Annotated in this window: 21 protein-coding genes; 6 read left to right on the plus strand and 15 right to left on the minus strand. The window is 70.9% G+C overall.

Annotation, left to right across the window (positions count from 1 at the left end):
- Nucleotides 1-81 precede the first annotated feature (81 nt).
- The 4 genes from ACGFS9_RS00480 to ACGFS9_RS00495 are packed head-to-tail and all read left to right on the plus strand — an operon-like array spanning nucleotide 82 to nucleotide 2,735.
- On the plus strand, nucleotides 82-669 hold the full coding sequence (locus ACGFS9_RS00480; RefSeq protein WP_393249264.1) for a DUF5998 family protein: 588 nt from the start codon (nucleotides 82-84) through the stop codon (nucleotides 667-669).
- Complete coding sequence (locus tag ACGFS9_RS00485; protein WP_393249266.1) at nucleotides 669-1,856, plus strand: alkaline phosphatase family protein; 1,188 nt, start codon at nucleotides 669-671, stop codon at nucleotides 1,854-1,856. The genes ACGFS9_RS00480 and ACGFS9_RS00485 overlap by 1 nt, the downstream gene beginning before the upstream one ends.
- Nucleotides 1,857-1,911: 55 nt before the next feature.
- Nucleotides 1,912-2,085 (plus strand): hypothetical protein, encoded by a 174-nt coding sequence (locus ACGFS9_RS00490; protein ID WP_393249268.1) that lies wholly within the window; start codon nucleotides 1,912-1,914, stop codon nucleotides 2,083-2,085.
- Complete coding sequence (locus tag ACGFS9_RS00495) at nucleotides 2,085-2,735, plus strand: thymidine kinase (protein ID WP_393249270.1); 651 nt, start codon at nucleotides 2,085-2,087, stop codon at nucleotides 2,733-2,735. Before ACGFS9_RS00490 ends, ACGFS9_RS00495 begins: the two co-directional genes overlap by 1 nt.
- 711 nt (nucleotides 2,736-3,446) lie before the next feature.
- Here the strand turns inward: ACGFS9_RS00495 and ACGFS9_RS00500 are convergent.
- From ACGFS9_RS00500 to ACGFS9_RS00550, 11 genes are all read right to left on the minus strand, one after another.
- A complete protein-coding gene (locus tag ACGFS9_RS00500; protein ID WP_393249272.1) occupies nucleotides 3,447-4,889 on the minus strand; it encodes a DUF6177 family protein in 1,443 nt (480 codons plus the stop codon).
- Nucleotides 4,886-8,923 carry a type VII secretion protein EccCa gene (eccCa, locus tag ACGFS9_RS00505; protein ID WP_393249274.1) on the minus strand — a complete coding sequence of 1,346 codons (4,038 nt, stop codon included), beginning with the start codon at nucleotides 8,921-8,923 and terminating at the stop codon, nucleotides 4,886-4,888. The genes ACGFS9_RS00500 and eccCa overlap by 4 nt, the downstream gene beginning before the upstream one ends.
- Nucleotides 8,920-9,825 carry a type VII secretion protein gene (locus ACGFS9_RS00510; protein WP_393249276.1) on the minus strand — a complete coding sequence of 302 codons (906 nt, stop codon included), beginning with the start codon at nucleotides 9,823-9,825 and terminating at the stop codon, nucleotides 8,920-8,922. Before ACGFS9_RS00510 ends, eccCa begins: the two co-directional genes overlap by 4 nt.
- Before the next feature lie 313 nt (nucleotides 9,826-10,138).
- On the minus strand, nucleotides 10,139-11,485 hold the full coding sequence (eccD, locus tag ACGFS9_RS00515) for a type VII secretion integral membrane protein EccD (protein ID WP_393249278.1): 1,347 nt from the start codon (nucleotides 11,483-11,485) through the stop codon (nucleotides 10,139-10,141).
- A 31-nt stretch (nucleotides 11,486-11,516) separates the two neighbouring features.
- Complete coding sequence (locus ACGFS9_RS00520; protein ID WP_393249280.1) at nucleotides 11,517-11,807, minus strand: hypothetical protein; 291 nt, start codon at nucleotides 11,805-11,807, stop codon at nucleotides 11,517-11,519.
- Between the two features lie 116 nt (nucleotides 11,808-11,923).
- A complete protein-coding gene (locus tag ACGFS9_RS00525) occupies nucleotides 11,924-12,784 on the minus strand; it encodes an immunity 49 family protein (RefSeq protein WP_393249282.1) in 861 nt (286 codons plus the stop codon).
- Between the two features lie 12 nt (nucleotides 12,785-12,796).
- Nucleotides 12,797-15,400 (minus strand): hypothetical protein, encoded by a 2,604-nt coding sequence (locus ACGFS9_RS00530; protein ID WP_393249284.1) that lies wholly within the window; start codon nucleotides 15,398-15,400, stop codon nucleotides 12,797-12,799.
- Nucleotides 15,397-15,789 (minus strand): DUF6507 family protein, encoded by a 393-nt coding sequence (locus ACGFS9_RS00535; RefSeq protein WP_393249286.1) that lies wholly within the window; start codon nucleotides 15,787-15,789, stop codon nucleotides 15,397-15,399. Before ACGFS9_RS00535 ends, ACGFS9_RS00530 begins: the two co-directional genes overlap by 4 nt.
- Nucleotides 15,790-15,849: 60 nt before the next feature.
- Nucleotides 15,850-16,161, minus strand: a complete 312-nt coding sequence (locus ACGFS9_RS00540; protein ID WP_393249288.1) for a pore-forming ESAT-6 family protein — start codon at nucleotides 16,159-16,161, stop codon at nucleotides 15,850-15,852.
- Between the two features lie 45 nt (nucleotides 16,162-16,206).
- Nucleotides 16,207-16,539, minus strand: a complete 333-nt coding sequence (locus ACGFS9_RS00545; RefSeq protein WP_393249290.1) for a hypothetical protein — start codon at nucleotides 16,537-16,539, stop codon at nucleotides 16,207-16,209.
- A 733-nt stretch (nucleotides 16,540-17,272) separates the two neighbouring features.
- Nucleotides 17,273-18,076: a VOC family protein gene (locus ACGFS9_RS00550; RefSeq protein WP_393249292.1), complete on the minus strand. Its 804-nt coding sequence runs from the start codon at nucleotides 18,074-18,076 to the stop codon at nucleotides 17,273-17,275.
- 321 nt (nucleotides 18,077-18,397) lie between these two features.
- On the opposite strand from ACGFS9_RS00550, the gene ACGFS9_RS00555 reads away from it, so the two are divergent.
- The gene (locus ACGFS9_RS00555) at nucleotides 18,398-19,225 is read left to right on the plus strand and encodes a sulfurtransferase (RefSeq protein ID WP_393249294.1); all 828 of its coding nucleotides are present in this window, start codon (nucleotides 18,398-18,400) and stop codon (nucleotides 19,223-19,225) included.
- 137 nt (nucleotides 19,226-19,362) lie between these two features.
- On the opposite strand, the gene sepH is transcribed toward ACGFS9_RS00555, so the two are convergent.
- The 4 genes from sepH to ACGFS9_RS00575 form a co-directional block, all read right to left on the minus strand.
- On the minus strand, nucleotides 19,363-20,415 hold the full coding sequence (sepH, locus tag ACGFS9_RS00560) for a septation protein SepH (RefSeq protein WP_393249296.1): 1,053 nt from the start codon (nucleotides 20,413-20,415) through the stop codon (nucleotides 19,363-19,365).
- Between the two features lie 628 nt (nucleotides 20,416-21,043).
- Nucleotides 21,044-21,385 (minus strand): hypothetical protein, encoded by a 342-nt coding sequence (locus ACGFS9_RS00565; protein WP_393249298.1) that lies wholly within the window; start codon nucleotides 21,383-21,385, stop codon nucleotides 21,044-21,046.
- Nucleotides 21,386-21,618: 233 nt separating this feature from the next.
- Nucleotides 21,619-22,938, minus strand: coding sequence for a D-arabinono-1,4-lactone oxidase (locus tag ACGFS9_RS00570; RefSeq protein ID WP_393249300.1), 1,320 nt, complete (start codon nucleotides 22,936-22,938; stop codon nucleotides 21,619-21,621).
- Complete coding sequence (locus ACGFS9_RS00575) at nucleotides 22,898-24,136, minus strand: MFS transporter (RefSeq protein WP_393249302.1); 1,239 nt, start codon at nucleotides 24,134-24,136, stop codon at nucleotides 22,898-22,900. Before ACGFS9_RS00575 ends, ACGFS9_RS00570 begins: the two co-directional genes overlap by 41 nt.
- A gap of 275 nt (nucleotides 24,137-24,411) precedes the next feature.
- Here ACGFS9_RS00575 and ACGFS9_RS00580 point away from each other — a divergent pair, with 275 nt between their 5' ends.
- Nucleotides 24,412-25,539 (plus strand): ferrochelatase, encoded by a 1,128-nt coding sequence (locus tag ACGFS9_RS00580; RefSeq protein WP_393249304.1) that lies wholly within the window; start codon nucleotides 24,412-24,414, stop codon nucleotides 25,537-25,539.
- The last annotated feature ends 4 nt before the right edge of the window (nucleotides 25,540-25,543 follow it).

Genomic DNA, 25,543 nt, shown 5'->3' on the forward strand with positions numbered 1-25,543 from the left:
CGCGGCGGATCGGACGTTCCGGCCACGCCGGACCCCGCGGGCGGTGCCTCGCAGTCGGTGGGCCCCCGTAGGATGGACGTCATGGCCAAGACCAGTACGACGACCCAGGGGCTGCGAGCGGCGATCGAGCGCAGCGGCTACTACCCGGCCCTCGTGGCCGAGGCGGTGGAGGCCGCGATCGGCGGCGACACCATCCGGTCGTACCTGGTCCACCAGGAGACGACGTTCGACGCGAACGAGGTGCGGCGGCACGTCACCGTGCTCGTCCTCACCGGCAACCGCTTCATCGTGAGCCACACCGACGAGCAGAACGCGGACACCACGTCCCCCACCCCCTACGCCACGACGTCCACCGAGTCCGTGAAGCTCGGCCGGATCTCGTCGGTCGTCGTCAGCCGCGTCGTGGCGAACCCCGAGTCGTACACCCCGGGCACGCTGCCCCGCGAGGTCGTCCTGACCATCGGGTGGGGCGCGGTCAGCCGTATCGACCTGGAGCCCGCCGCCTGCGGCGACCCCAACTGCGAGGCCGACCACGGCTACACCGGCAACTCGACGGCCGACGACCTGAGCCTGCGGGTCAGCGAGGCGGGCGACGGCCCGGAGACCGTGCAGCAGGCGCTCGCCTTCGCGCAGTCGCTCTCCGAGGCGACCGCGGACATCACCCGCTGATGGCTCTGCCCACCTGGGACGACCCCGAGCCGCTCTCCGTCGCCTCCGCGCCCGTCCCCGAATACGGCGCCGGATCGCTGGCCGACCTGCTGCCCACGCTCGCCGCCGGCATGTCCGTGCCCGGCACGACCGCCGCCATACCCGAGCTGGCGCCCGCCGACCGGAACTGCGTCTTCCTGATCGACGGCCTCGGTTGGGAGCAGCTCCGGGCCCACCCGGACGAGGCCCCGTTCCTGACCTCGCTCCTCGGCTCCTCGCGCGGCGGCACGGGACGCCCGATCACCGCGGGGTACCCGGCCACCACCGCCACCTCCCTCGCCTCCGTGGGCACCGGCCTGCCCCCCGGCGCACACGGCCTGCCCGGCTACACCGTGCGCAACCCCGCGACCGGCGAGCTGATGAACCAGCTCCGCTGGAACCCGTGGACCGACCCGCACGCCTGGCAGCCCCACCCCACGGTCTTCCAGCTGGCCGACGCGGCCGGGGTGCACACCGCCCAGGTCTCCGCGCCCACCTTCCAGAACACGCCCCTGACGAAGATCGCGCTGAGCGGCGGCACCTTCCACGGCCGGCTGACCGGCGAGGAGCGCATGGACCTCGCGGCCGAACAGCTGGCGGCGGGGGACCGCTCCCTGGTCTACACCTACTACGCCGAGGTCGACGGCAAGGGGCACCGCTTCGGCGTCGACTCCGACCCCTGGCGCGGCCAGCTGATGTACGTCGACCGGCTCGTCCAGCGCCTGGCCGAGCAGCTTCCGCCGCGCTCGGCGCTGTACGTGACCGCCGACCACGGCATGATCGACATCCCGTTCGACGAACAGCACCGCATCGACTTCGACGAGGACTGGGAGCTGCGCGCCGGTGTGGCCCTGCTGGGCGGCGAGGGCCGCGCCCGGCACGTCTACGCCGTCGCGGGCGCCCAGTCGGACGTGCTGACCTGCTGGCGCGAGGTGCTCGGTGAGCAGTTCTGGATCGCCTCCCGCGACGAGGCGATCGAGGCGGGCTGGTTCGGCCCGAACGTGGACGAACGGGTCCGTGCCCGGCTGGGCGACGTCATCGCCGCGGCCCGCGACGACGTCCTGATCATCGCCTCCGAACGGGAGCCCAAGGAGTCGGCCATGGTCGGCAACCACGGCTCGATGACCCCGGTCGAGCAGCTGGTGCCGCTGCTCCAGGTCCGTTCCTGACGGCCGTTCCCGGTCTCCCTCCCCGCCCCCGCTGCCGAAAGGTGCCCGACCTCCCATGCCCGAGCTGGTGTTCTTCTCCGGAACGATGGACTGCGGGAAGTCCACCGACCTGCCTGGGTATGCGCCGTCGTTGCATGGTGTCGTGGACGGTGCTGTAGCGCATGATCACGGCTTTGTCGGTTTTGGGTTCACATGTTGCCTTCCGTCCGGAAAGGTGCCGATCCGCTGATGTCCGAGTTGGTGTTTTTCTCGGGAACGATGGACTGCGGCAAGAGCACCTTGGCGCTGCAAATCGGCCACAACCGGTCGGCCAGGGGGCTCCAGGGCGTGATCTTCACGCGGGACGATCGTGCGGGGGAGGGGAAGCTGTCGTCACGGCTGGGATTGGTGACCGAGGCGGTGGAGGCGGGGCCGGGCCGGGATCTGTACGGCTATGTGGTGGAGCAGCTGTCGCGGGGCGGCAAGGTCGACTACGTGATCGTGGACGAGGCGCAGTTCCTTGCGCCCGGACAGATCGACCAGCTGGCCCGCATCGTGGATGATCTGGATCTGGACGTCTTCGCGTTCGGTATCACCACCGACTTCCGCACTCGGCTCTTCCCCGGCTCCCAGCGGTTGATCGAGCTGGCCGACCGGCTGGAGACGCTGCAGGTCGAGGCGATGTGCTGGTGCGGTGCCCGGGCGACGCACAACGCGCGGACGGTGGGCGGGGAGATGGTGGTCGAGGGTGAGCAGGTCGTGGTCGGAGACGTGAACCGACCGGCGGAGGACGTGGGGTACGAAGTGCTGTGCCGACGCCACCACCGCAGGCGGATGACGAGCGCCGCGGCTCGGGCGGGGGCACTGTCCCCTGATGTGCTGCCGGTCGCGTCGACCTGAGGTTGGGTTCGGCGACTGCGCGAGTGGCGTGGGGCTTGCCCGGTGGTACGGCGGAGTGCTTCGGAACCTGTCAACGTGATCAAGACGGGTAGATCGTTCCGTCTCTGCGTTGGGATCGCTTGATCGCCCGCCCGGGTAGTGCCGGGCCGGTTGATCCCAGGCGACCCCGGGAGCTCCGGCCGCTCGGGGGCCCTGCGGACAAAGCTGCTCGTGGTCAGGGCCTCGGATCAAGTACGCGACCACCTTCCAGTAATGGCTCAGCGGGCGTAACACCCCCCTCGCGTCATGCGGGCAGGTCGACATCGATGCCCGGTTCGCCGAGTAGACCGAGCACGCCCGAACCCGCCTGAGAGGTTTCCTCAAACGAGCCAGGCAGGGCCGGCACTGCCGACGTTCCCTGGCCATCCCCACGATGAAGACTGCCCGTCGGGCCCGCACCGAGCGAACACGAACGCCTCGCCGCCCTGGGCAGGCTGAGACCGCCGGCTGCCTCATCCCAGAGGCCGGCGGGATAGCGGTAGGGCCTCGCGCCTTGGTGCCTCTCGGATGCGCAGGGTTATCAGGCCCGGTGTGGGTCGATCGGACGCTGCCGGCGTCCGGGTGGAGGGGCGGACGCGGCTGGTGCCGGTGCTGCCGGGGACGGGATGGGTGACCGTGGCCGCGAGCGAGAGCCGGGTCCCGGGCCGATGCCGTTCTCGCGACCGTCGACGCTTATGAGCCGGGGGCACCTCGACGGGCAGCGTTTGCCGGTGTCTTGAGGTGGGTGGTGAGTTGCTGCAGCTGTGCCCACGCATCGGCGTGGGTGCCGTCGCCCAACGGGTAGTGCAGGGCTGGGTGTGCGGCAGTGCCCAGTTGCCTGGGTTCCGCGGTGATCGGAGGGCGGCGGGCGTGTTCGAGGCCGATGGCGTTGGTGTCCCGTGGGCCGAGCGTGAAAGAGACGGGGATGGGTGGGGCCTCAAGGTGCGGGGGTTGCGTGAGGTCGGCTCGGGCTGCGCGGAGCGTGGTGAGCATCGTCGTCAGGTTGTGCTTGTCGACCAGGACTGCCGAGAGGGAGCTGATGGCGTCCAGGGGTACGTCTTCGGCGCGGTGGTAGCCCAGGGTGAACGTGGCTTCCTCTGCGACGCCGGCCGTGGTGCGAGTGGTGCGGAGTGTGGCGAGGGCTGGGCGGTCGGGGTGGCCGACCGCGAGGAAGTGGGTGGGGGAGGGTGCGCGCTTGCGGGCCAGTTCGGTCAACTGGCGTGGTGACCATGGGAGGTTGATGGGTTCGGCGGTCCCCCAGCCGGAGGGCGCCCCGTCGGTCAGGTGCTGCCAGGCTGCCGCCAGGCCTTGGCCGAGGACGAGGTTCGGGGTGGGAGCGTGGACGATGCGGAAGGAGACGGTCAATTGCCGTTCCGGGGTGGGCTCGGTGTGGGCGGTGAAGGCGTCGGCGAGCGCGGTGCCGATCTGAGCGAAGGTTCCGCCCTGCCAGGCCAGGCGGACACCGGACAGTCCGTCGTAGTAGCCGCCCGCGGGATCCTGGATCACCCAGCGGTTGGGTGCGCCGGACAGTGCGGTGCGCAGGGGGAGGGTGAGGCGCACGTGGGGTGGTGTGACCAGGTGCAGGGCGCGATTCGCGTCGGCTGCGGCGCGTAGTACGTCGGAGAGCCAGGTGGTGAGGCCGAGGAGTGGACGGTCGGTGAGGACGACCGCAGTGGAGTCGGTCAGGACGTCGACTGCGGAGACGACAGGGGCCGGTGCGACAATGACGGTCTCCCCTTCGGCGGCGGGGACTCCCTCAGTGGCAATCACGTGGGTCGAGGCGATGCCAGGTGGCCAGACGGTACCGCCGAGCAAGGTGGTGAGGCGTCCGCAGACGGAACCCGCGATGGCTTCGGCCTCGGGGACGCCGGTGGATGCCCTGGCTTCGGTCCACCAGAACGGCAGCTTGGGTGGGGTGACTTCGGGGCCGAGGAGCCGCTCTGCCTCACCCGGGGTATGGACGAGGAGAGGGGCTTCGACGGAGACGAGGGGGCGCCCCGCCCGTGTGCGTAGCTGGAGGACCGCGCCGTCGTCGGCGGCCGTCAATGCGAGTTCGGGGCCGCCCGCGTACAAGCCGGTGAGCAGTGACCAGGTGTCGGGCATCTTCGGGGTGAGAGCGATGACGTCCCGGGTCATGGGGAATGCTCCGTGGTGGCTTGGGCTGGTGAGGTCTCTTCGTGCTGTGGTTCGGGTGCGAGAGCCGTGTGGACGAGTTGGTGGCGGCGCCCTCGGCGGACCAGGGTGCCGCGGCCGGGCGGTTGGGCGGAGGCGTACAGGCCCGGGAAGAGCTGGCCTTCGGTGCGGTCGCCGGTCATGACGAGAGCGGTGCCGCCGGTCTCGCGCAGGGTGGTCAGGAGCGGTTCGTACAGGGCGCGGGAGGAGCCTGCGACGCGGCGGGTGATCACGAAGTGCAGGCCGATGTCCTGGGCGGAGGAGACGTAGGGCAGGAAGGGGGCGAGGGGCTGCTGTCCGGCGGTGGTGAGGATGTCGTAGTCGTCGACGAGGATCACGATCCGGGGGCCGGTGAAGGCGGGTTCGTCGGTGAGGGCGTCCGGGTCGGCGATCTCCGGGAGGCGCTTGGCCAGGACGTCGGCGATGCCGCCCGCGAGGGCGGTGGAGAGCGGGGCGTTGTGGGCGTAGCCGCCGCGGTAGGGCTCGGGGACGGCGCCCCGTAGGTGGCGGCGGGGGTCGAAGACGGCGAAGACGAGTTCGTCTTCGGTGTAGCGGTCGACGAGGGAGCGGGAGATCAGTTTGAGGAGGTTGGTCTTGCCGCATTCGTTGTCGCCGAGGATCAGCAGGTGCTGGTCGGCGCCGAACAGGTCGAGCAGGGCGGGAGAGAGGGAGTCCTGGTCGACACCGATCGGGATGCGGTGTGGTTCCGCCGAGGGGGAGGGCAGGTGCTCGGCGGGCAGGCGGGTGGGCAATACCCGGACGGGGGCGGCGAGTTCGCCGTGCCAGGCGGTGCGAAGCGACATGGCGGCTTCGTCGAGGGCCTGTCCCAGATCGGCGGCCGAGGTGATGTTGTCGATGCGGGGCAGGGCGGCCTGTGCGAAGAGTTTGCCGTCGGTGAGGACACGGCCGGGAGTGTCCGCGGTGAGGGTTTCGGAGAGCTTGCGGTCGATGGAGGAGTCGGTGGCGTCGTTGAGACGGAGTTCGATGCGGCTGCCGAACATCGACTGGGTGGCGATGCGGACGTCGTTCCAGCGGAGCATGCCGGCGATGACGTGGATGCCGTAGCCGCTGCCGCGCTTGAGGAGGTCGGCGACCGGGTCGTCGAGGTCTGAGAACTCGTCGCGCAGTGCGCCGAAGCCGTTGATGAGCAACACGACGTCGGTGGAGCCGAGTTCGGGCAGTCCGCCCTGGGCGCGCAGGGCGCGGAGTCGGTCGAGGGAGTCGATGCCGTGCTCGCGGAAGGCTTCTTCGCGTCTGGCGAGCATGGCTTGCAGTTCGGCGACGGTGCGGGCGGTGCGTTCGCGGTCGGCGCGGCCGGCGATGCCGCCGACGTGGGGCAGGCCCGCCAGGGCGGACAGGCCGCCGCCGACCAGGTCGAGACCGTAGATGGCGACGTCGCGTGGGGTGTGGGTGAGCGCGAGTGACAGGGCGAGGGTGCGCAGAAGGGTGGTCTTGCCGGACTGGGGTCCGCCGATGACGGCGCTGTGGCCGCCCGCGACGGTCAGGTCGTGTACCCAGGGGCCCTGCCATTGGCGGGCCGGGTTGTCGAGGATGCCGAGCGGCACGCGAAGTGGGCCCGCTCGGTGGGTGAGCCGGAGGCCGGCGGCGCTTGCTTCGATGGGTCCGGCGGCCGTGGCGAGGGTGATCGCTTCGGGGAGTGGGGGCAGCCAGATGCGGCGTACCGGTGTGCGCGTGGCGTCTTCGATCTGTTCGACCATCGCGGACAGGACGGTCGGCCCGGTCTCCCGCTCCCGCATCGCCGGAGCGGTTTGGCCCGCGGAGTCGGAGGATGTCGAGACGAAGGTGTTGAACATCGGGTACTCCCAGGCCGGCGGCTCGTCGTCGGCCATGTCACGCAGGACCGCCCCGTGGTGGGCGCCGGAGACGAAGCCCGCCTTGAACCGCTCGTACAGCGAGGTGTCGACCTTGAGGTAGCCGAAGCCGGGCAGCGGCGGCAGGTGGAAGGCGTCGGTGGTGTCCAGGACGGTGCGGGACTCGTCGGCGGAGAAGGTCCGCAGGCCCAGCCGGTAGGAGAGGTAGGTGTCCAGGCCCTTGAGCTTGCCGGATTCGATGCGCTGGCTGGACAGCAGCAGATGCACGCCGATGGAGCGGCCGATGCGCCCGATGGACAGGAACAGGTCGATGAAGTCCGGTTTCGCGGTGAGGAGTTCACCGAACTCGTCGATGACGACGAACAGGTGGGGCAGCGGCTCGAGGTCGGGTCGCCGGGTGGCGCGCAGGGCGGCGTAGTGGCCGATGTCGGCGATGTTCCCGGCGTCCTTGAGGACCTGCTGGCGGCGTTTGATCTCGCCGGCGAGGCTGGTGTGGACGCGCTCCACGAGGCCGGCCTGGTTCTCCAGGTTGGTGATCACCCCGGCGACGTGGGGGAGGCGGGTGAAGGGCGCGAAGGTGGCGCCGCCCTTGTAGTCGATGAGCACCATCGCCAGGTCCTCGGGCGGGTGACAGGTCACCAGGGCGAGGACGAGGGTGCGCAGCAGTTCGGACTTGCCGGAGCCGGTCGCGCCGACGCACAGCCCGTGCGGGCCCATGCCGAGTTCGGAGGATTCCTTGAGGTCGAGGAGGACCGGCTGGTGGCGGTCGTCGATGCCGATCGGGACGCGCAGGAAGTCCCGCTCGCTGCGCGGTGCCCACTGCCGGTCGAGGTCGAGTGCGGCCGCGTCGTCGATGCCAAGGAGGGAGGGGAAATCGACTGGCCCGGCTACGGGGGTGCCTTCGTCGGCCGACTCTGCCGACAGCCGCAGCGGCGCGATCATGCGGGCGATGCCTTCGGCGCCCGCCTTGCTCACGGCATCCGACGAGCCGTGGGCGCGCGCGGGGTGTGGCTCGCGCAGGTCGTCGACGGTGACGTGATGGTCTGTGTCGACGGTGATCCGGACGGCGACCTGGTCGGGTTCGTGGATCTGTTCTTGGAGGAGGTGAAGCACGGTGACACCCATGGCGGTCAGGTCGACTGCCGTGTCGGGGCGGGGCAGGTCGGTGGCCGTTCGGCCGTACTCGTCGCTCACGACCAGGAGCCTGTCGGTGAGGGTGAGCGCGTTCCGGTCGGACAGTCCGCGGCGTACCTCGGCGGCGTATGAGGCGCGTCGTTTGAGGTCGGTGCCGATCAGGCGGCCCAGTTGGGTCAGGTCCGGTGCGATGCGGCGCGCGGCCGCCGGGCCGCTCTGTTCGTGCGGGTCGAGGATGTGCGGGAGCCACTTGGCCCACTCCCACTCCTCGATGTGTTCCCCGGGTGTGGCGAGTGCGATCGCGACGTCGTCCGGGGCGTGGGTGACGGCCGTCTGGACCAGTAGGGCGCGCGCCACGCGGAGTACGCCCTCGCGGTCGCCGACCAGGCTCACGTTCCCGGCCCGGTCCAGGGGCACGGTGAGGGGATGGTCCGGTGCGACGGCGTAGCGGGCCTGCAGCGCCCGGGCTTCGTTGAGCATGAACGGGTCTGGCGGGGTGAGCACGCCGCCCGCCGAGTTCTGCCCGACGGTCACGTTCCGGATGGGTACGTCGCCGACACCGAGACGCAGATGGAGGAAGTCGGCGTCGGTTCGGCGCCGTTCCCACACCCGGGCCGGGTCGCGGATCAGGTCGTACAGCGCCTGCGGGGCCGGGTTGAGCAGCCGGGCTGCGCTGCGCCGTTCGCGCTCGGCTTGAGCGAGCTCCTCGCGCAGTTCCTCCAGATACTCCAGATAGCGCTCGCGCTGGATGCGCCGCTGCCGCCCGGCCTTGCCGCGCTGGGACAGGAACAGAGCGACCGCACCCAGAACGGCGATGACCAGGACGATGGCGCCGAGCGCGGCGAACTGGCTGTTGCGGATCACCGTCATCATCACGACCGAGCCCGTGACGCCGGCCATCGGCAGCATGGCGGTGGCCGCACTGCCCGCCTTGCCGTCAGGCAGGTTCGGCGGTGGCTCGATGACGCGCGTCCCGGTGGCAGGGAGGGGGCGAGTGGTGCGTGCGGGGCGGTGGATGAGGCGCTGTGTCATCGGACCTGGACCGCCCGGTTCATCGCCTCGGCGGCGAGCCGGGTGGCGGCGCGGCGGGTGGCCTCGCCGAGCAGTTCGGGCCGGATCGGGCCGCCTGCGGCCAGATGACGGTCGTAGGGCAGGTGCACGACGGTGACCCCTGTCTCGCGCAGATGCGCCGTGGCGGTATTCAGGTCAAGGCTCTGGTCGGGAGTGCTCGAGGTGAGGGCGACGACGGTGGTGGTGAGCGCCGCGTGCGGCAACTGCGCCAGCCAGTCCAGTACGACCCGGGTGCCACCCACGCCCTCCGCCGTGAGCGGGGCCACCACCACCCGCGCATGCGCGGTATCCAGCGCGCACCGCGCCACCTCGCCGGGCAGCGTCTCGCAGTCGACGACCGTCACCGCGAAGTAGCGGCGCAGCGCAAGGGTCACCGTGCGGTAGGTGGGCATGTCCAGCGGGGCACCGATACGGCCCTGGCTCGCGGGCAGCAGCCAGCCGCCGCCCGAGACGGGCACCAGATAGCCGGTGATATCGGTGAGCTGCATCGACGGCGTGAGGATCCGGGCGAGCTCGGCGCACGTCCAGCGCACCGCCTCCGCGCCCATCCGCACCGGCAGAGTGCCGAGCGCGGCATCCGCCTCCAGGGCGAGGACCGGGTCGTGGCGGTAGTGGTTGAGGGTACGGGCGAGGAGGGCTGCGGTGGTGGTTTTACCGACGCCACCACGGATCGAGGTGACGGCGACAACCCGGCCGGTGGTCACCGGCTGCTGCAGCTCACGCCCGAGCCGGGTCTCCTCGGCGACCTCCTGCGAGGCGGAGGAGGCCAGCTTGCGCAGCGAGCGGCCGGTACGTCGGGCGACGGTGTCGCCGTGCTGCGGCCTGCCGAGGGCCAGGGCCAGTCGGGGGTCGACCGGGGCCACGGATTCGGGGACGGCGAGGGGGAGCTGGGCCTCACGGGGCGGGCGACCCGCACGCTGGGAGGTGGCTTGCGGCTGCCGGGTGGCGGGAGCGGGGTGGGGCGTCTGCTCGGTCCCCCGGGATATGAGGTGGCCCGGGCCCTCGGCGCGCGGCGTCGGCCGGTCAGCGCGCGAACTCGTATCGGGCCGCTGCTCGTTCGGATCCTGTACGGGAAGCGGATGCCGCCCATCGGTGGGCGATCCCGGCGCGGGGTCCCCGCGAAGCTCCCGCAGTACGTCGTCCTGCCAGCGGCCCTGAGTCATCTGAACCGCCCCTTCACGCGAACGTGTCGAGCAGCCGCCCGTACACGCCGAACACGCCCAGCACCAGCGGGAACAGCGCGATCACGCCGACCGACTCCAGCACATCGCCGAACCGCCGCAGCCGTACCCGCACATGTTCGGCAGGCTGCACCGCGAGGATCAGCAGGGGGACCAGGGCCAGTAGAACGAGTGCGGCCAGGGGACCGGCCGCACCAGAGTTCCCCAGCCACGTCCACACCAGGCGCGCCACGATGACCGCGGACGCCACGAGGAACGCGGCCACTTCCACGGTCAGCGGCATGGTCCGCGCCCGCAGCGCCAGCACCAGGGCGACACAGGCCGCGAGCGGCACCGTCCACGACGACGGCGTACGCAGCGCACACACCGCGGCGACGGACCCGGAGGCGGCGAGGACCACGGTGGCCAGAGCCAGGCCACGGTGCGTGGCGGCCAGCGCGGTCGACACCTGGTAGCGACTCACCGAGGCGCCGCCCGAGCGGCGGTCGTCCAGCCCCGAAAGCCCCGACGCCATCAGCGCGAGACGCGGCAATACCCCCAGGACCACGACGGACACCAGCGCGGCGAGCGCTCCCGCACGCGCCTGCCCGACGGCTGTATCCCCACCCGACTGGAACGCGAGGACCGCCTCCCAACACACGCCGCATCCGGCGAGCGCGGCCGCACCGGTCAACCCGCCCCGGCCCAGCGGTGTGAACCAGCCGAGCAACAGCAGCCCCACCGTCACAGCCCCGGCAACCCCTCCCAGACGTGCCGACGCGGACCATGCATACGCGTCGGCGAGTGTCCAGGCACCCAACACGCCCAACATGGCGCCGGTGACGATCAGCGTGCCGGCCATTCCCTTGTGCCCGGATCGCCCGAGCAACGCACCGACGACGGCCGCGAGTCCGGCGAGGACGAGGAGCGCCGCACTCGTCGTCTGGGCGGCGAACTCCTGTCGGGACAGCAGGGCGGCGGCCAGCGCCCACCCCACCGTGGCACCGGCGGCCACGACCCGGCGGGCTCGGGGACCCCACCGCCACGCACGCAGGTCCAGATCCTCGGCGGCCTCGTCGGTCACGTCGTGGATCACTGGCGCCGAGGGGGCGTCCTCCCAGCGCACCAGGCGCAGCACGGCGCCGTCGGCAACCTGCGCCGACTCCAAGGTGGCGTCCATCTCCAGCGCACTGCCGTCGGTGGTGATCAGCTGTCGCGTGCGGGGCTGCGCGCTCGCCTCGTCGTCGAGCAGTCGCATCACTTCGGGGAGGAGCCGACCGATCGGTTCCTGGGAGGACAGGACAAGATCCACCCGCCGCTGCTCACCGACCAGAGTGATCCGGCTCAGTGCCGTACGGCTCACGGACCTCGCAGATATCACGCGTTCGAACCTATCATCGAGCCGACGGCGTACCCGTCGACGTTGCGGGCGGCTGACTGGTCGTCGAGACCGGTACGGAAGGGCCGTACGTGCTCTTCCCGACGATCCGGTGCGACACGAACGACCACCCCACGCACCCGGCACACAGCACCGCCCCCAGCACGATGCCCGCGACCACCTTCCCGTGGCGTTCGTCGAGCGTGCGCCGCTGACGCTGCGCCCCGAAGAGCACCGCATCACGCAGCCGGCGACGGCGTACCGCCACCGACTCAAGGAGCTGACTGTCGTAATCCTGGGCTGACATGGATCAATTCCGGTGTGGAGCCACGGGGTTGGGCGCCGTGACGTACGGATCAGGTCGGGCCTTCGTCGAGCAGAGTGGCCGGGCAAGAGCGTGCGTTGCACCGCAGGGGACGCGGTTCAGACCTCGAACTCCCCGACCCAGGAGCGCTCCACCAGATGCTTGGGCAGGTAGTCGGACTCCACCTCGACGGGGATGCCGCCGTCGTAGGCCAAGCAGGTGATGGCCAGCGGGCCAAGAGCAAGGAGTCCCTCGACGCTCTCCTCGCGTTCCTCGGTCTCGGTCCAGTACGCCTTGTGGTGCTCCAACGCCTCGACGAGGGCCCGGTTGAAACCGGCCTCGTCCTTGCGTACGAACTTGTGGAGCAAGTTGATCGGCTGGTAAAGGATTTTATCCAGCAGATCCCGATCGGCGATCCGTGCGATATCGGGATGCGATTGCTGAATTGCGGCGGTCAGGCTTTCCACGAAGTTGGGTCGCTTCAGCCAATAGGCTTGCAAGGCCTCGACCCAGTGGTAGATGTATTCGTCGTACTCGTGCCCCGACTCGCGCAGCAGGCTCTGCGGGACCGTGCACAGTTCGGTCATGCGGCGCTGATCGCGACAAACGATCGCGAACCAGAACGCCGTCAACCAGTTCCCGGCATCGGCATACGGCTGGGGCCCTGTTGCAGGGAGTGAGCGTACTTCGTGGGCGATGCGGCACAGTACGGGCCCTCCGCTGGCGCTAGCCGTGGCGAAGATCGCTGAGCCCACTTGCATCGCATCGACTACGGCTTCCCACGTCTCGAGCGCGATGGCCTTCGGGTCGACAGCGCAGCGGGCCTGTGCGGACATCACTGCCTTGTCGAAGGTGATGTCGAACATGCGCGGCGACTGCTCAAGACGGCCAATCGATCGTGCCGTACCGTCGGCCAGTCGCTTGGCGTAGTCCTCGTCGTCAGGTCCGGGCTCACCGTGCCGGGCAACTTGAATGCTCACCAGATACTCCCGTCACCCGATGTCGAACTTGTCCATGGTAAAGCCAGTGTAGTGGCCCGTGTTCACGTTACCCTTGACGGCGATATAGTCCAACTTTCCGTCCGCAAGTGCCTCTTCGAGTTGTTCGGCCAATTCCTGCTCGCGTGGATTCCTCTTCCCTCGCTTGCGCATTTCCCGGAGGATGTCATTGAAGTACTCGCGAGTGCCCTGGGATACGCGTATCCCGCTGGGCAGGTTCCGTGCACCGAGTGTGGTCCTGGTGCTGCTCTTCGCCTCGATGACGACCATCCTGCCATCCGGGTGGCGCCACACCTGGTCGAACTGGTCGTTGCCGTTCTTCGGCCCGTCCAGTTCCATCCGCTCGTAGCCGGGGTAGTGCTCGGGGACCACATGGTGCTCGGCGATGGCTTCGCCGTATGCCTCGGCGGACTCTCCCATGTGCCGGTGCAGCGGCTTGTGCGCCTTGTCTGCCGCCGCGACGGCGTCCACGTTGGCCTGGGAGTGGTGCTGCGCCAGGGCTTTTTTCGCGGCCGTGAGGCGATTTTCGGCTGCCTTGTCCGCGGTGATGGCCTCGTGGCGGGTGTGTGCGGAGTCGTCGAGCGTGTCGATGGCGTGGGCGCCGGCGGTGCCGCGGGTTCCCTCGATGCCGCGGGTGAGGTAATCAGGTGGGATCGGGTCCGGGGCGTCAGCGACAGAGATCCAGGGGCCGTTCGGTTCAGGTTTGACCAACTGCGGCGGAATCAGCCCGGTTTCATCGGGCACCAGGAGCTTGCGGTTGCCGTTCTTCTTGTAGAAGTCCTTGAAGTATTGCTTGTCGCTGTTGGCGCGCTCCACCTGCCGGCGCGCGATCTCCTGGAGTTCGGCCTGCGTGTGGTGACGCGCCGCGTCCGTTGGGGCGCTGTCCTGGTCGGGACCGGAGTCTCCGTCCGGGCGCTCCTCGCATGGGTTCGACAGGTCGTCCCCGTGGGACCCGGTGCCGTGGTGGCCGGAGTCGGCGGCCGCCTCCCGGGCGCGGGTAATCTCATCCAGGGATGTTGCACCTGCTGTGTGTCCTGCACCGGATCCGGCATGGGCTGTGGCCCCGGTGCGCGCCGTCTCCGGCCCCGTTGGCCCGAGGCCACGTGCGCCACCTCCCGTCGCGTGGGTGCCGGCGCGCCCGGTGCCGCCGACCGCGTTGGTCCCGGCGTGCGCGCCGACCGCTTCCGGTTGGCGTACCGTCTGGCCGGGCGCTGTCGTATCGGCGTGGACCGGGGGCCGCTCCTTGACTGCATCATCGACGTACTGGTGGATGCTGCCGTCTGCGTTGAGCAGGTGGCCCGTCTCCGTGTCGAGGTAGACGGTCCGACCGAGCTCGTCGGTGCCGGGGATGGCGTCCTCGGGAATGGCCGCAGGCCGTTCCGGCAAGCCGGCCGTGGCCTCGTGCGGGGTGAACGAGCCGCCGTCCGTGAGGTGCAGGGTTGTCGAGCTGCCGGACAGGTTCTTGAGCGCAGTGAACGCGTCACCAACCTTCACTACGGCGAAACTGCCCGCTTTGCCGATGTAGGTGATGGGGTCGGCGAGGCGTCCGGCCTTGCCCAGCGCCGACAGGGCGCGGGCCCCGGCCCCGCCCTTTGCCGCGGCTCCCGTGCCCGCACCGGCGGCAAGGGTAAGCGCGTTGAAGCCGAGCGTTCCGGCGGCCCGTGCCGGGTTTTCCTTCCAGTCGTCGTAGGCGACGAAGCCCTTGAAGAAGTTCTTGGCGGCTTCCTTCTGCCGCTTCTCGCCCGCGCTCTCCTCATCAGGACCGATGGTGTGGTCCATGACCCAGTCGTACGGCGTCATCGTGTACTGGCCGATGCCGCCCACCACATCGCCCAGGCCCTTCCATGCCGTACCGGCCTGGTCCCAGCCGTGAAAGCCGGTCAAGGTGGCCAGGCCGTCGACCGTTCCGCCCAGGCCGTTGATGATGAAGCCGTCCCACACCAGACTCTTGGTCTGGTGCCACAGCCACTCCACGCCCTCGTACTCGCGCTCGACCGGCGAGCCCCACGGAGTCTTCTCCGCGTGCTCCCATGCCTCGGCGTCGTAGCCGTTGAACTGAGCGTTCTTGGGGATCAACGCTTTGTCCCCGGTCGGCGTGAGCATGTACTCGTGGCCGCCGACCAGACTGCTGATCTTGGTCGCGCAGTCGTTCTGCGCGGTCGCGAAGTCTTCCATGGCGACGGCCAGGTCGTGCCGCAGCCCGCTGTTCGTCGAGACCTTGTCGGCATCCTTGTGCCAGTCGTCGTCGCCCTCCACGCTCGCGGCGAACGTGGCGGCCTGGGCGCGGATGTGCTCGATCCGAACGATGATCGGACGCACCGCCGTGGCGTAGTCCTCCAGCGCCGAGGCGACGGTGAACAGTTCGTCCTTGAGCGAGTCGGCCTTCTCGGGGATCGTATGCGTCGAGGCGAACAGCTTCTCCGCCTCGGGAGCTTGGTAGAAGGCGGACAGGCCCTGGAAGGTGGAGTGCACCCCGTGGCCGTGCTCGGCCAGGTTCTTGGCCGCCTTGTGCACTCCGGTGGCGCTCTTCTCCACTTCATCCAGGTTGCCGGTGAAGTGCGGTATACCGGCCGGATCGATCGCTCCGCCGGTGGTCACGTGGCCGACCGGGCCTTCATCGCCTTCAAGAACGCCTCGACATCCGGCTCCTTCGAAGCTTCCTTCTGGGCGTTGGCGGCCATCTCGAGGCTGCCCTCCTGGTACGCCTGAGTCGCAGTCGAGGCGCCCTGCGTCGAACTCCAGGTGCGAGCCGCCAGATAAATGAGGGAGTCCTCGCGCGTCGTGAAGTACTCGCCCAGCGCTGCCGCGACCGCCCCCCGCCCGGGAACGTACGGCCCGTAGCCCTGCGCCAGCGAGCCTGCGGACATCGCTGCCCCCTGGATGTGCTCGCCGAGCGCCTCGCCGGCCTTCGCCAGTCCCTCGGCTTCTTCCCCGGTGCGGCTCAGCACGCCGTATACCCCGGCCGGTTCGATGTCCCACGTCGTCATGCTGCTCGTCCGCCCCCTGTAAGAACTCTCGTCGCCTCGCCGCGTGAAGGTGCCCTGCGACTAGCCGATGTTGTCAACAGCGGCCCGCGCCTTGGCCATGGTCGACTGCGCGGTCCCGTCGTTGTGCTCGAGCGTGCTGCGCACGAGGCGGATGATGTCGCGGACCTCGTTCGCGGCGTGGTTCCAGCGGACTTCCTTGCCGTGGTACTCGTCGGAGACGTGGTCGGCGGTGAAGTCGCCCATAGCGGCCTTAACGGCGCGGTCGCGGTCGCCGAGGACGCGCTCCAACTGGCCGATGATGCCCTGCAGGCTGCCCTGTACCTCGCTGGAGGCGCCGGTGTCGTACGAGCGGCGGTCCTGGTTCTGACCCATCGTCAAACTCCCCCTGGTGGACGGACTACGGACTGCGACTGCGGTCTATCGGGCGCCGAAGCGGGCCGCGTCGAAGTTGGCGTGCCCCATGTTCTGGTGCGCGTTGTCCTGCTGCTCCTGGTCACCGGAGCCGAACGCCGTCTCCATGCCGCCCTGGCCGCCCAGGATCGCGTTCAGCGCGCCGTTCAGATCGTCAGTGATCTCATCCGCACGCCGCTTGAAGTCGTCGAAGGCGGCCTTGCCCGCCCCGTTGAACTTCCCCTCCAGCGGCTCCGCCGCCGCGATCAGCCACTGGATCAGCGTGCCCAGGTCATCGACCGAACCGACCGTGCTCTTGCCGAGATCCGCCAGGGTCGACGACCCCATGTCGAACTTCATCCACCCGCCCCCGTGTACATCGTGTTGTACGCCGCGACAGCCCACCCGTTCGACAATCGCGACGCTCTCGTGCGTCAGACAGTTCCCGCGTGTCACACGTGCCTCACAACCCGTCGAACATTCTTGCGCATCACTGATTGCAGGCGCAACGCGGTTCGGGGTGAAGTGGCGTGATCTACCCCATGAGTTGTGTCACTGCACGCCTCGTCCGCCTGTCGGGTGCCTGCCCAGCGGTGTGAGGACGGGGCTCACGCCGTAGCCCCGGATGACGGGCGATCGGGTCCTGTGCGTCATGGCCGCTGGGAATGCTGCGGTACCGGCATGTGTCCGACCCGATGGCGGCTGGCGTTCGTCATCGCGTGGCAGAAGTCCTCTTCTCGTCAACGAGATTCACTCGCTCGGGGGTGGGGTGTGTCGCGTGGGTAGGCGAAGCTGTACGAACGGGAAGATCGACGAGGGCCTGGCCTGGTCGACTACGGGCGTTGACGTGGTCAAGCCCTCAATGCCCTGGTGTACGCGCCGCCGGCGACCCGATGCGCATCGTCCGCCGCGCCCCCTACCGGTTGAGCCGGGACGTACACGGCGTGGCTGGTTGTCTCGTGCCGTCTCCGGCCGGGCGCGCGGTGACGGGCCGCCCGGTCGCGGCCGTCCGCGGGCGCGGCCCTCGGCGCTGCCGAGGCGACCGCGGGCCGGGCTCCCCTCGGACGCTTCGGGGCGTCGCCGGGAGGGTGCCTCAGGTGACGGCGTGGATCAGCGAGAACACCGCCCCTTCCGGGTCCGCGACCGTCGCCACCCGCCCATGCGGCGAGTCGTGGGCCGGCGTGAGGAGTTGCCCGCCGAGGTCCCCGACGCGCCGGACCGCGGCGTCGACGTCCGCCGCCTCGAAGTACGTCAGCCAGTGCGGGCCCCGATCGCGTGGCAGGGCGTGGCCGACACCGTGGATGCCGGCCACGGGGCGGCCGTCGATGTGCAGGGTCACGTAGTCGACGTCGGCGGTGACCGCCGGCTCCGGTTCGAAGCCGAAGACCCCCTGGTAGAACTTGACGACGAGGTCGCTGTCCCGCGTCACCAGTTCGTTCCACGCGGGCGTGCCCGGCACACCGGTGATCGCCGTGCCGGTGTGAACGGCGACCTGCCAGATGCCGAAGACGGCGCCGGACGGGTCGGAGGCGATGGCGAGGCGCCCCGCCTCGCCGGCGTCGAGCGGGCCCACGCCCACGGTGCCGCCGCTCTGCCGTACCGTCGCGGCCGTCCGGTCCGCGTCGTCGGTCGCGAAGTACGGCGTCCAGGCGATGGGCAGGTGCCGGTCGGGTGGCAGCTGGCCGATTCCGGCCACCTCGTGGCCGTCGAGCAGGGCCCGCGCGTAGGGGCCGAGTTGCTGCGGTCCCGGCTGGAACTCCCAGCCGAACAACGCTCCGTAGAAGTCCTGGGTCGCGGCCGTCTCGTGCACCATCAGGCTCACCCAGCAGGGTGCGCCGGGCGCGTGCCGAGCGTGCGTGGTGCCGTTCCGGCCGGCCGGCCCGCGTGCCTCGGTCATCGTCACTCTCTTCTCGGCCCCTCGCGGTGGCCGGTCACCTTCCGCCTGTGAACACGCGTACCCCGTCGCGTCCTTGCACGCCCGTGGCCGCCGTCCGCACCACCGGTCGTGCCGTGCGTCCCGTCCGCGCCGCCGTTCGGCGGCACACGGCCGGAGGATGCCCGGGCTGCCCTTGCCCCGCCGTTTCGGGGCGCTGGCCGCGTGGTGTGCATCGGTTGTACAGCATGTGCCCGTTCCTGTACACGCGGTGATCGAGCCTGCCCGGCGGGCAGAGTAGCGGGACCCGGGCGAGGCGGCCACCCCGTGCGCGAGGATGGGGCCATGAACGCCACCATCACCGCTTCCCAGCTCGCGAGCGACCTCGCGGGGCCGACCCCTCCGGTCCTCCTCGACGTCCGCTGGCAGTTGGGCGGTCCCGACCTGCGCTCCGCCTACGAGGAGGCGCACATCCCGGGTGCCGTCTTCGTCGATCTGGATTCCGAACTGGCCGGTCCGGCCGGTGCCGGCGGACGCCATCCGCTGCCCGACCCGGAGGTGTTCGGCGCGGCTATGCGGGCCGCCGGGGTGTCCGACGACCGTGACGTCGTCGTGTACGACGGCGGGCAGGGGTGGGCCGCCGCGCGCGCCTGGTGGCTCCTGGGCTATTCGGGTCATCCGTCGGTACGCGTGCTTGACGGCGGGTTCGCGGCCTGGGCGGGACCGGTGTCCTCCGAGAAGCCCGAGCCGGTGCCGGGGACCTTCGTGCCGGCCCCCGGCGGCCTGCCGTCGCTCGACGCGGACGCCGCGGCCGGGCTCGCCCGCTCGGGGCTGCTGCTGGACGCCCGCGCGGGGGAGCGGTACCGGGGCGAGGTGGAACCGATCGACCGGGTCGGCGGGCACATCCCGGGGGCCGTCTCCGCGCCGACCACGGAGAACGTGACGGAGGACGGCACGTTCCGGCCCGCCGCGGAACTCGCCGAGCGGTTCGCCGCCCTCGGCGCGGTCCCCGGGGCGGACGTCGGCGTCTACTGCGGCTCGGGCGTCTCCGGAGCCCACCAGGTGCTGGCCCTCGCCGTCGCGGGTGTCCCGGCCGCGCTCTACGTCGGTTCGTGGTCGGAGTGGTCGCGGGACGCCGGGCGGCCGGTGGCGGTGGGGCCCGACCCGCTGTGACGAGGAGGGTGCCGGGCGACGCCCGCGGCGGGCCCGGCTCCGGTCTTCCGGTGCCGCCGCGGGGCCTGCGGCGCGCGGCATGGCGGAGGGGCCCGTACCGATCCGGTACGGGCCCCTCTTCTGCGCCGGTGGACCGGCTACTCCTGCTTCTTCCGCCGCGTGCCGAAGACGATCTCGTCCCAGCTCGGGACGGCCGCACGGCGGCCCGGGCGGACCCCGTCGGCCTCCGCCTGGCGGTCCGTCGACCCGACGAGCCGGTCGCGGTGGCTGCCCACGGAGCGGGGCATCAGGACGTCCGCGTAGGCGGCTCCGGCCCCGGCCGAGGCGGCGGGAGCGGGCGGCTCCTCCTCCTCGGGCTCGGTGACGGGCTCCTCGACGGCGGTGCGCTCGACCGGAGCGGGCCGCTCGGGCACCACCATGTCCCCGCGGAAGCTCGGCACCGCCTCCAGGAGGCTGGTGAGCGAGTCCCGCTCCCCGGGCTCCTCGGCCGCCTCCGCCGGTGCGGAAGGCAGGCTCGGCCGTTCCATCTGCCGGTCCAGGGCGCGGTCCAGCGGACGGTCCCGCGGCAGGCGGGCGATCCGGGGCACGAACGGGAAGCTCGGCTCCGGCGCCGCGAGGTCCTCGGACTCGCCGATCAGCGAGCGGGCCTCGTCGTCGACGGCCTGTACGAGCCGCCGCGGCGGGTCGTACGTCCAACTCGCCGCGTGCGGCTCGCCCGCGACCCGGTACACCAGCATGACTTCCCAGGTGCCGTCGTCGCGGCGCCACGAGTCCCACTGGACGGTGTCCTTCTCGGCGCCCCGGATCGTCAGCCGTTCCTGGACGGCCTCGCCCAGTTGGGGCCCGACGTTCTCGCCGGGGCGGCGTACGGGCGTCTTCCGGGCCCGCTCGGCCATGAAGGCGCGCTCGGCCAGGACGGGGCCCTCGAAGCGCCGCACGCGGTCGACGGGAATCCCGGCGAGCTGGGCGACCTCCTCGGCGGAGGCTCCGGCGCGTATCCGCGCCTGGATGTCCCGGGGGCGGAGATGGCTCTCCACCTCGATCTCGATCTGGCCGAGGCGGGGACGGTCGCCGCGTACCGCGGCGCGCAGACGCTCGTCGATCGGAAGCGTGTACTCCGTGCTGTCCGCAGCCTTCAGCACCAGCCGTGTGCCGTCGTTAGAGACGGCCACGACACGCAGTTCCGGCATGGGGACCTCCCGGGTGGTGCCTGCCGACGTCACGTGCGTCGCTGCTTCCGCTAGTCGAGTGTGGCCTGCCCGGGTGCAGCCTGCCACAACCTTGCCGAGTTGCCCGGCGTGTCGGGCGCGGGCCCGTGATCGCCGTTATGGCACGGTTACCTGTTCGCAACGCTAAGTGACGAACGTCATCACCCTGTGCAACGAGCCCCCTCCCGGTGGTCCTGCGAGGCCCCGGACACCCCGGCGGGAGTCCGGACCCAGGGCTCGCAACAGTACTCCATTCGGACCATCCGCGTGGATCGCCGCGCCGCCCAACTTCGAGCGGGGGGTGTCAGTTGGCGGCCCCCGTTCGAAGTTGGGCCGCGGACCCCTGTCGTGCGGCGTGGCGCACTTCACGGCATCGCCATAAACGGAACCAATCGTTTCGTCGGTACGTCCCCTTCTTGTGTGGTCGGTCGATCAAGTTCGGGAAAGGGAGGTCGGGTCCGGAAATGCGTGAGAGGCCGGATATCGGCGGCGGTGAGCCGGGTGGCGGGACGGAAGCGAGGAGGAAGAGGCTCGACCTGAGCGTCCCCCAGGTCGCCGGAAGCGCGGTCGCCGCCGTGGTCGCGGCGAAACTCGCGTCCTACTTCGGCGTCTACGGGACGATCCTCGGGGCAGGTGTCGTCAGTGTCATCGCCACGAGTGGGGGATCGGTCTTCCAGCACTTCTTCAAGCGCACCGGGGAGCAGATCCGCGTGGTCAGGGTGCAGCCGAGGCCGGGCTCGGGGGCGCAGGCCCGGCGGACCCCCGCGGTCGCGCCGGGGGAGTTCACGGAGGGCACCGTCCACCGGGCCCGGGCCAGAGGGTGGAGGCGCCCGTTGGTCGCCACCGCTCTCGTCTTCGGCGTGACGATGACCGGCATCACCACGTACGAACTGGTCGCGGGCCGCAGCTTCAGCGGTGACGGCGCCGGCACCACCGTCGGCGACGCCTTCACGGGGCACCGCCCGGACTCCGGCGGCTCCGGCCCGACGCCCTCTCGACAGTCCCCGCCCTCCCGGACTCCGGATGCGCCCCGGACCACGGCTCCGTCCGGCGGGTCGGACGGCGGCGCTCCGCGGGTCCAGGGCGACGACGGTGCTCCGGCACCCGCCCCGACACCGGGCGGCGACGCGTCCACGGACCCGGGACCCGGGGACGGCACACCGACCCCGGACCCGGGGACGACCGCTACGAGCCCAGCACCCTCCGCAGATAGTCGTTCGCAAAGCGCCGATCCGGATCCAGCCGATCCCGCAACGCCGTGAACTCGCCGAAGCGCGGGTAGGCCGCGGAGAGGTACGCGGCGTCGCGGGTGTGCACCTTGCCCCAGTGGGGCCGCCCGTCGTGGGCGGTGAAGATCCGCTCCGCCGCCGTGAAGTACGCCTGGTACGGCGTGCCCCGGAACATGTGGACGGCGATGTAGGCGCTGTCCCGTCCGGACGCCGTGGAGAGGGTGATGTCGTCGGCGGGGGCGGTGCGCACCTCGACCGGGAAGCTGACCCGCAGCGCGGAGCGTTCGACCATCGACTTCAGTTCGCGCAGCGTCTCCACCAGGGCCTCGCGCGGAACGGCGTACTCCATCTCCACGAAGCGCACGCGCCGCGGCGAGGTGAAGACCTTGTAGGGGATGTCCGTGTAGGTCCGCGCGGAGAGCGCGCGGCTGGAGAGCCGGGCGATCGAGGGGATGGTGGCGGGGGCGGCGCGCCCGAGCAGATTCACCGTCTGGAACAGCCCGTTGGAGAGGAACTCGTCCTCGATCCAGCCGCGGACCGCGCCCACCGGCTTCTCCGGGCCGGAGCTGCGGTTGTTGCGCTTGGTGTTGCAGTTGCCGGTGTGCGGGAACCAGTAGAATTCGAAGTGCTCGTTCTCCGCGACCAGGTCGTCGAACTCGGCGGCGACCCGCTCGAAGGGCATCGGCTCCTCGCGGGCGGTGAGCAGGAAGACCGGCTCCACGGCGAAGGTGATCGCCGTGACGATGCCCAGGGCGCCGATGCCTATCCGCGCCGCCGCGAAGACGTCCGGGTTGTCCGTCGCGGAGCACGTCAGCAGAGAGCCCTCCGCCGTCACCAGTTCGAGCCCCACGATCTGCGCGGCGATCGAGGCCGAGTCCCGCCCGGTGCCGTGGGTTCCGGTGCTGGTCGCCCCCGAGACCGTCTGCTCCATGATGTCGCCCATGTTGGTGAGCGACAGCCCCTCGCGCGCCAGGGCGAGGTTGAGCCTCTTGAGGGGGGTGCCCGCCTCCACCGTGACGGTCATGGCCGCGCGGTCGATCCGGCGGATGCCCGTCAGCAGCCGAGGGCGGATCAACACACCCTCCGTGGCGGCCGCGGCCGTGAACGAGTGCCCGGTGCCGACGGCCTTGACGGTCAGCCCGTCCTCGGCCGCCCGGCGCACCGCGGCGGAGAGTTCCTCGACCGAGGCAGGGGTGACCTCCCGTACGGGACGGGCGGTGACGTTCCCCGCCCAGTTACGCCAGGTGCCGCTCTTCGCGCTCGCTGTGGTGCTCAACAGACCCTCCCCGCGCCGGAACCGGCCTGCCGAGCCGGCGATACCCGAGGAAACCCACCACGACCGCGACGGCTCCGGACGCCGCCGGAACCACGTACCCCGCCCGCGCACCGGCCGCGTCGATCACCCAGCCGGCCACGGACGAGCCGAGCGCGACCCCGACCGCGAGTCCCGTGCTCACCCAGGTCATGCCTTCGGTCAGTTGCGCGCGCGGTACGTGCTGCTCGATGAGGGACATCGTCGTGATCATCGTGGGAGCGATGGACAGGCCGGCAACGAACAGCGCCACGGCCAGGAACGGCAGGTTCCCGACCAGTAGGAGGGGGATCATACTCACGGCCGTCGTGCAGACGCCCAGCAGCCACCTGCGTTCCGGCGCCCCCGTGACGTGCAGGAGCCCGAAGACGGCTCCCGCGAGGCAGGATCCGGCCGCGTAGACCGCGAGGACGACGCTCGCGGCGGCCTTGTGCCCCTGCTCCTCGGCGAAGGCCACGGTGACCACGTCGACGGCTCCGAAGATCGCTCCCGTCGCCACGAACGTCGTGACGAGGACCTGGAGTCCGGCCGACCGGAGCGCGGAGCCGCCGGTGTGCTGCTCGCGCGGATGGGGCACGGGCTCGGTGGCGCGCTGCGAGGTCAGCCAGAAGACGCCCGCCGCCAGGAAACAGGCCGCGAGCAGCGGGCCGGCCTCCGGGAACCACACCGTGGACAGCCCGATGGAGATGATCGGCCCGAAGATGAAGCAGACCTCGTCCACCACGGACTCCAGGGAGTACGCGGTGTGCAGTTGCGCCGTGCCTCCGTAGAGGGCCGCCCAACGGGCCCTGATCATCGCGCCGATGCTCGGTACGCAGCCGATGCCGGCCGCGCACACGAACAGCACCCAGTCCGGCCACGCGAGGCGCGCGGCGAGGAGCAGACCGGCGGCGGCGGTGAGCGCGAACAGCGTGACCGGACGCAGCACCCGCCGCTGGCCGTGCCGGTCGACCATCCGGGAGACCTGCGGGCCGAGCGCGGCGGCGGCGAGCGCCATGGTCGCCGACAGCCCGCCGGCGAGTCCGTACCGGCCGGTGAGCTGGGAGATCATCGTGACCACGCCGATGCCCATCATCGACAGCGGCATCCGGCCGAGGAAGCCCGCGGTCGAGAAGGCCTTGGAGCCGGGGGCGGCGAAGAGGGCGCGGTACGGGCTGGGCACGGGTGTCTCCGTCGGCTCGGCTCGGCCCTCCCGGTCACCGCGGGCGGCCGAACGTCGGTAAGGCGTGAAGCTGGCCGATACAGCTTACGGGTTAGGTAACCCTAAAAAGCGCCGTTCCGCGGAACCGTCCCGGAGCCGCCCGCGCGCCCCGAACCCGCCGGGACGCCCCGGGGGGCCACCGGGCTCGCCGCCGGACGGCGCGGGCGCGGGCGCCGTTCCCCGTTCGCCACCCCGCCGTTTCCCGCATGTCCGTGCCGGGTGGCAGGATCGGAGTCATGCCAGACGTGCTCGATGCCACCCCCTACGACGCCCTGTTGCTGCTTTCGTTCGGCGGTCCCGAAGGGCCGGACGACGTGGTCCCGTTCCTGGAGAACGTGACGCGGGGCAGGGGTATCCCCACAGAGCGGCTCAAGGAGGTGGGGCAGCACTACTTCCTGTTCGGCGGGATCAGCCCCATCAACGACCAGAACCGCGCCCTGCTCGACGCCCTGCGCAAGGACTTCGCCGACCACGGCCTGGACCTGCCGGTCTACTGGGGCAACCGGAACTGGGCGCCCTACCTGACCGACACGCTGCGCGAGATGGTGGCGGACGGCCGGCGCCGGATCCTGGTCCTCGCCACCAGCGCGTACGCCTCCTACTCGGGCTGCCGGCAGTACCGCGAGGACCTCGCCGGGGCCCTGGCCGTCCTGGAGGGCGAAGGACGGGAGCTCCCGAGGATCGACAAGGTGCGCCACTACTTCAACCACCCCGGTTTCGTGGAGCCGATGACCGAGAGCGTCCTGCGCTCGCTGGCCGAGCTTCCCGAGGAGGCCCGGCAGGGCGCGCACCTGGCGTTCACGACGCATTCCATCCCGACCGCCGCCGCCGACACCTCCGGCCCGGCCGACGGGCACGGCGACGGCGGGGCGTACGTCCGCCAGCACCTGGACGTCGCCGAGCTGATCGTGGCCCGGGTGCGCGAGGAGACCGGCGTCGACCATCCCTGGCGGCTGGTCTACCAGTCGCGCTCCGGCGCCCCGCACATCCCGTGGCTGGAGCCGGACATCTGCGACCACCTGGAGGAGCTGCACGCCTCCGGAGCCCCGGGCGCCGTGATGGTGCCGATCGGTTTCGTCTCGGACCACATGGAGGTCCTGTACGACCTGGACACCGAGGCTCGCGACAAGGCGGCGGACCTGGGACTGCCGGTGCGCCGTTCGGCCACGGTCGGGTCCGACCCGCGGTTCGCCGCCGCGGTCCGCGACCTGGTGCTGGAGCGCGCCGCGACCGAGAGCGGCCGTGAGGTGACACGGTGTGCCCTGGGCGCCGTGGGTGCCGGCCACGACCTGTGTCCGGTGGGCTGCTGTCCCGCCCGTACGCCCAAGCCCGCCGCCGCGGGCGCCGACAGCCCCTACGCATGAGGAG

Source organism: Streptomyces sp. NPDC048566, assembly GCF_043199735.1.
Classification (GTDB): Bacteria; Actinomycetota; Actinomycetes; order Streptomycetales; family Streptomycetaceae; genus Streptomyces.

Excerpts from the sequence above, each read along its gene's own strand:
- ACGFS9_RS00495 (WP_393249270.1), top strand. The coding sequence starts at position 2,085 with ATGTCCGAGTTGGTGTTTTTCTCGGGAACGATGGACTGCGGCAAGAGC.
- ACGFS9_RS00485 (WP_393249266.1), top strand. The coding sequence starts at position 669 with ATGGCTCTGCCCACCTGGGACGACCCCGAGCCGCTCTCCGTCGCCTCC.
- ACGFS9_RS00535 (WP_393249286.1), bottom strand. The coding sequence starts at position 15,789 with ATGACGACGTGGGACATCGAACCGGCCGGGGTATACGGCGTGCTGAGC.
- ACGFS9_RS00500 (WP_393249272.1), bottom strand. The coding sequence starts at position 4,889 with ATGACCCGGGACGTCATCGCTCTCACCCCGAAGATGCCCGACACCTGG.
- ACGFS9_RS00480 (WP_393249264.1), top strand. The coding sequence starts at position 82 with ATGGCCAAGACCAGTACGACGACCCAGGGGCTGCGAGCGGCGATCGAG.
- ACGFS9_RS00580 (WP_393249304.1), top strand. The coding sequence starts at position 24,412 with ATGCCAGACGTGCTCGATGCCACCCCCTACGACGCCCTGTTGCTGCTT.
- ACGFS9_RS00545 (WP_393249290.1), bottom strand. The coding sequence starts at position 16,539 with ATGAAGTTCGACATGGGGTCGTCGACCCTGGCGGATCTCGGCAAGAGC.
- sepH (WP_393249296.1), bottom strand. The coding sequence starts at position 20,415 with ATGCCGGAACTGCGTGTCGTGGCCGTCTCTAACGACGGCACACGGCTG.
- ACGFS9_RS00540 (WP_393249288.1), bottom strand. The coding sequence starts at position 16,161 with ATGGGTCAGAACCAGGACCGCCGCTCGTACGACACCGGCGCCTCCAGC.
- eccCa (WP_393249274.1), bottom strand. The coding sequence starts at position 8,923 with ATGACACAGCGCCTCATCCACCGCCCCGCACGCACCACTCGCCCCCTC.
- ACGFS9_RS00490 (WP_393249268.1), top strand. The coding sequence starts at position 1,912 with ATGCCCGAGCTGGTGTTCTTCTCCGGAACGATGGACTGCGGGAAGTCC.
- ACGFS9_RS00520 (WP_393249280.1), bottom strand. The coding sequence starts at position 11,807 with ATGTCAGCCCAGGATTACGACAGTCAGCTCCTTGAGTCGGTGGCGGTA.
- ACGFS9_RS00555 (WP_393249294.1), top strand. The coding sequence starts at position 18,398 with ATGAACGCCACCATCACCGCTTCCCAGCTCGCGAGCGACCTCGCGGGG.
- ACGFS9_RS00550 (WP_393249292.1), bottom strand. The coding sequence starts at position 18,076 with ATGACCGAGGCACGCGGGCCGGCCGGCCGGAACGGCACCACGCACGCT.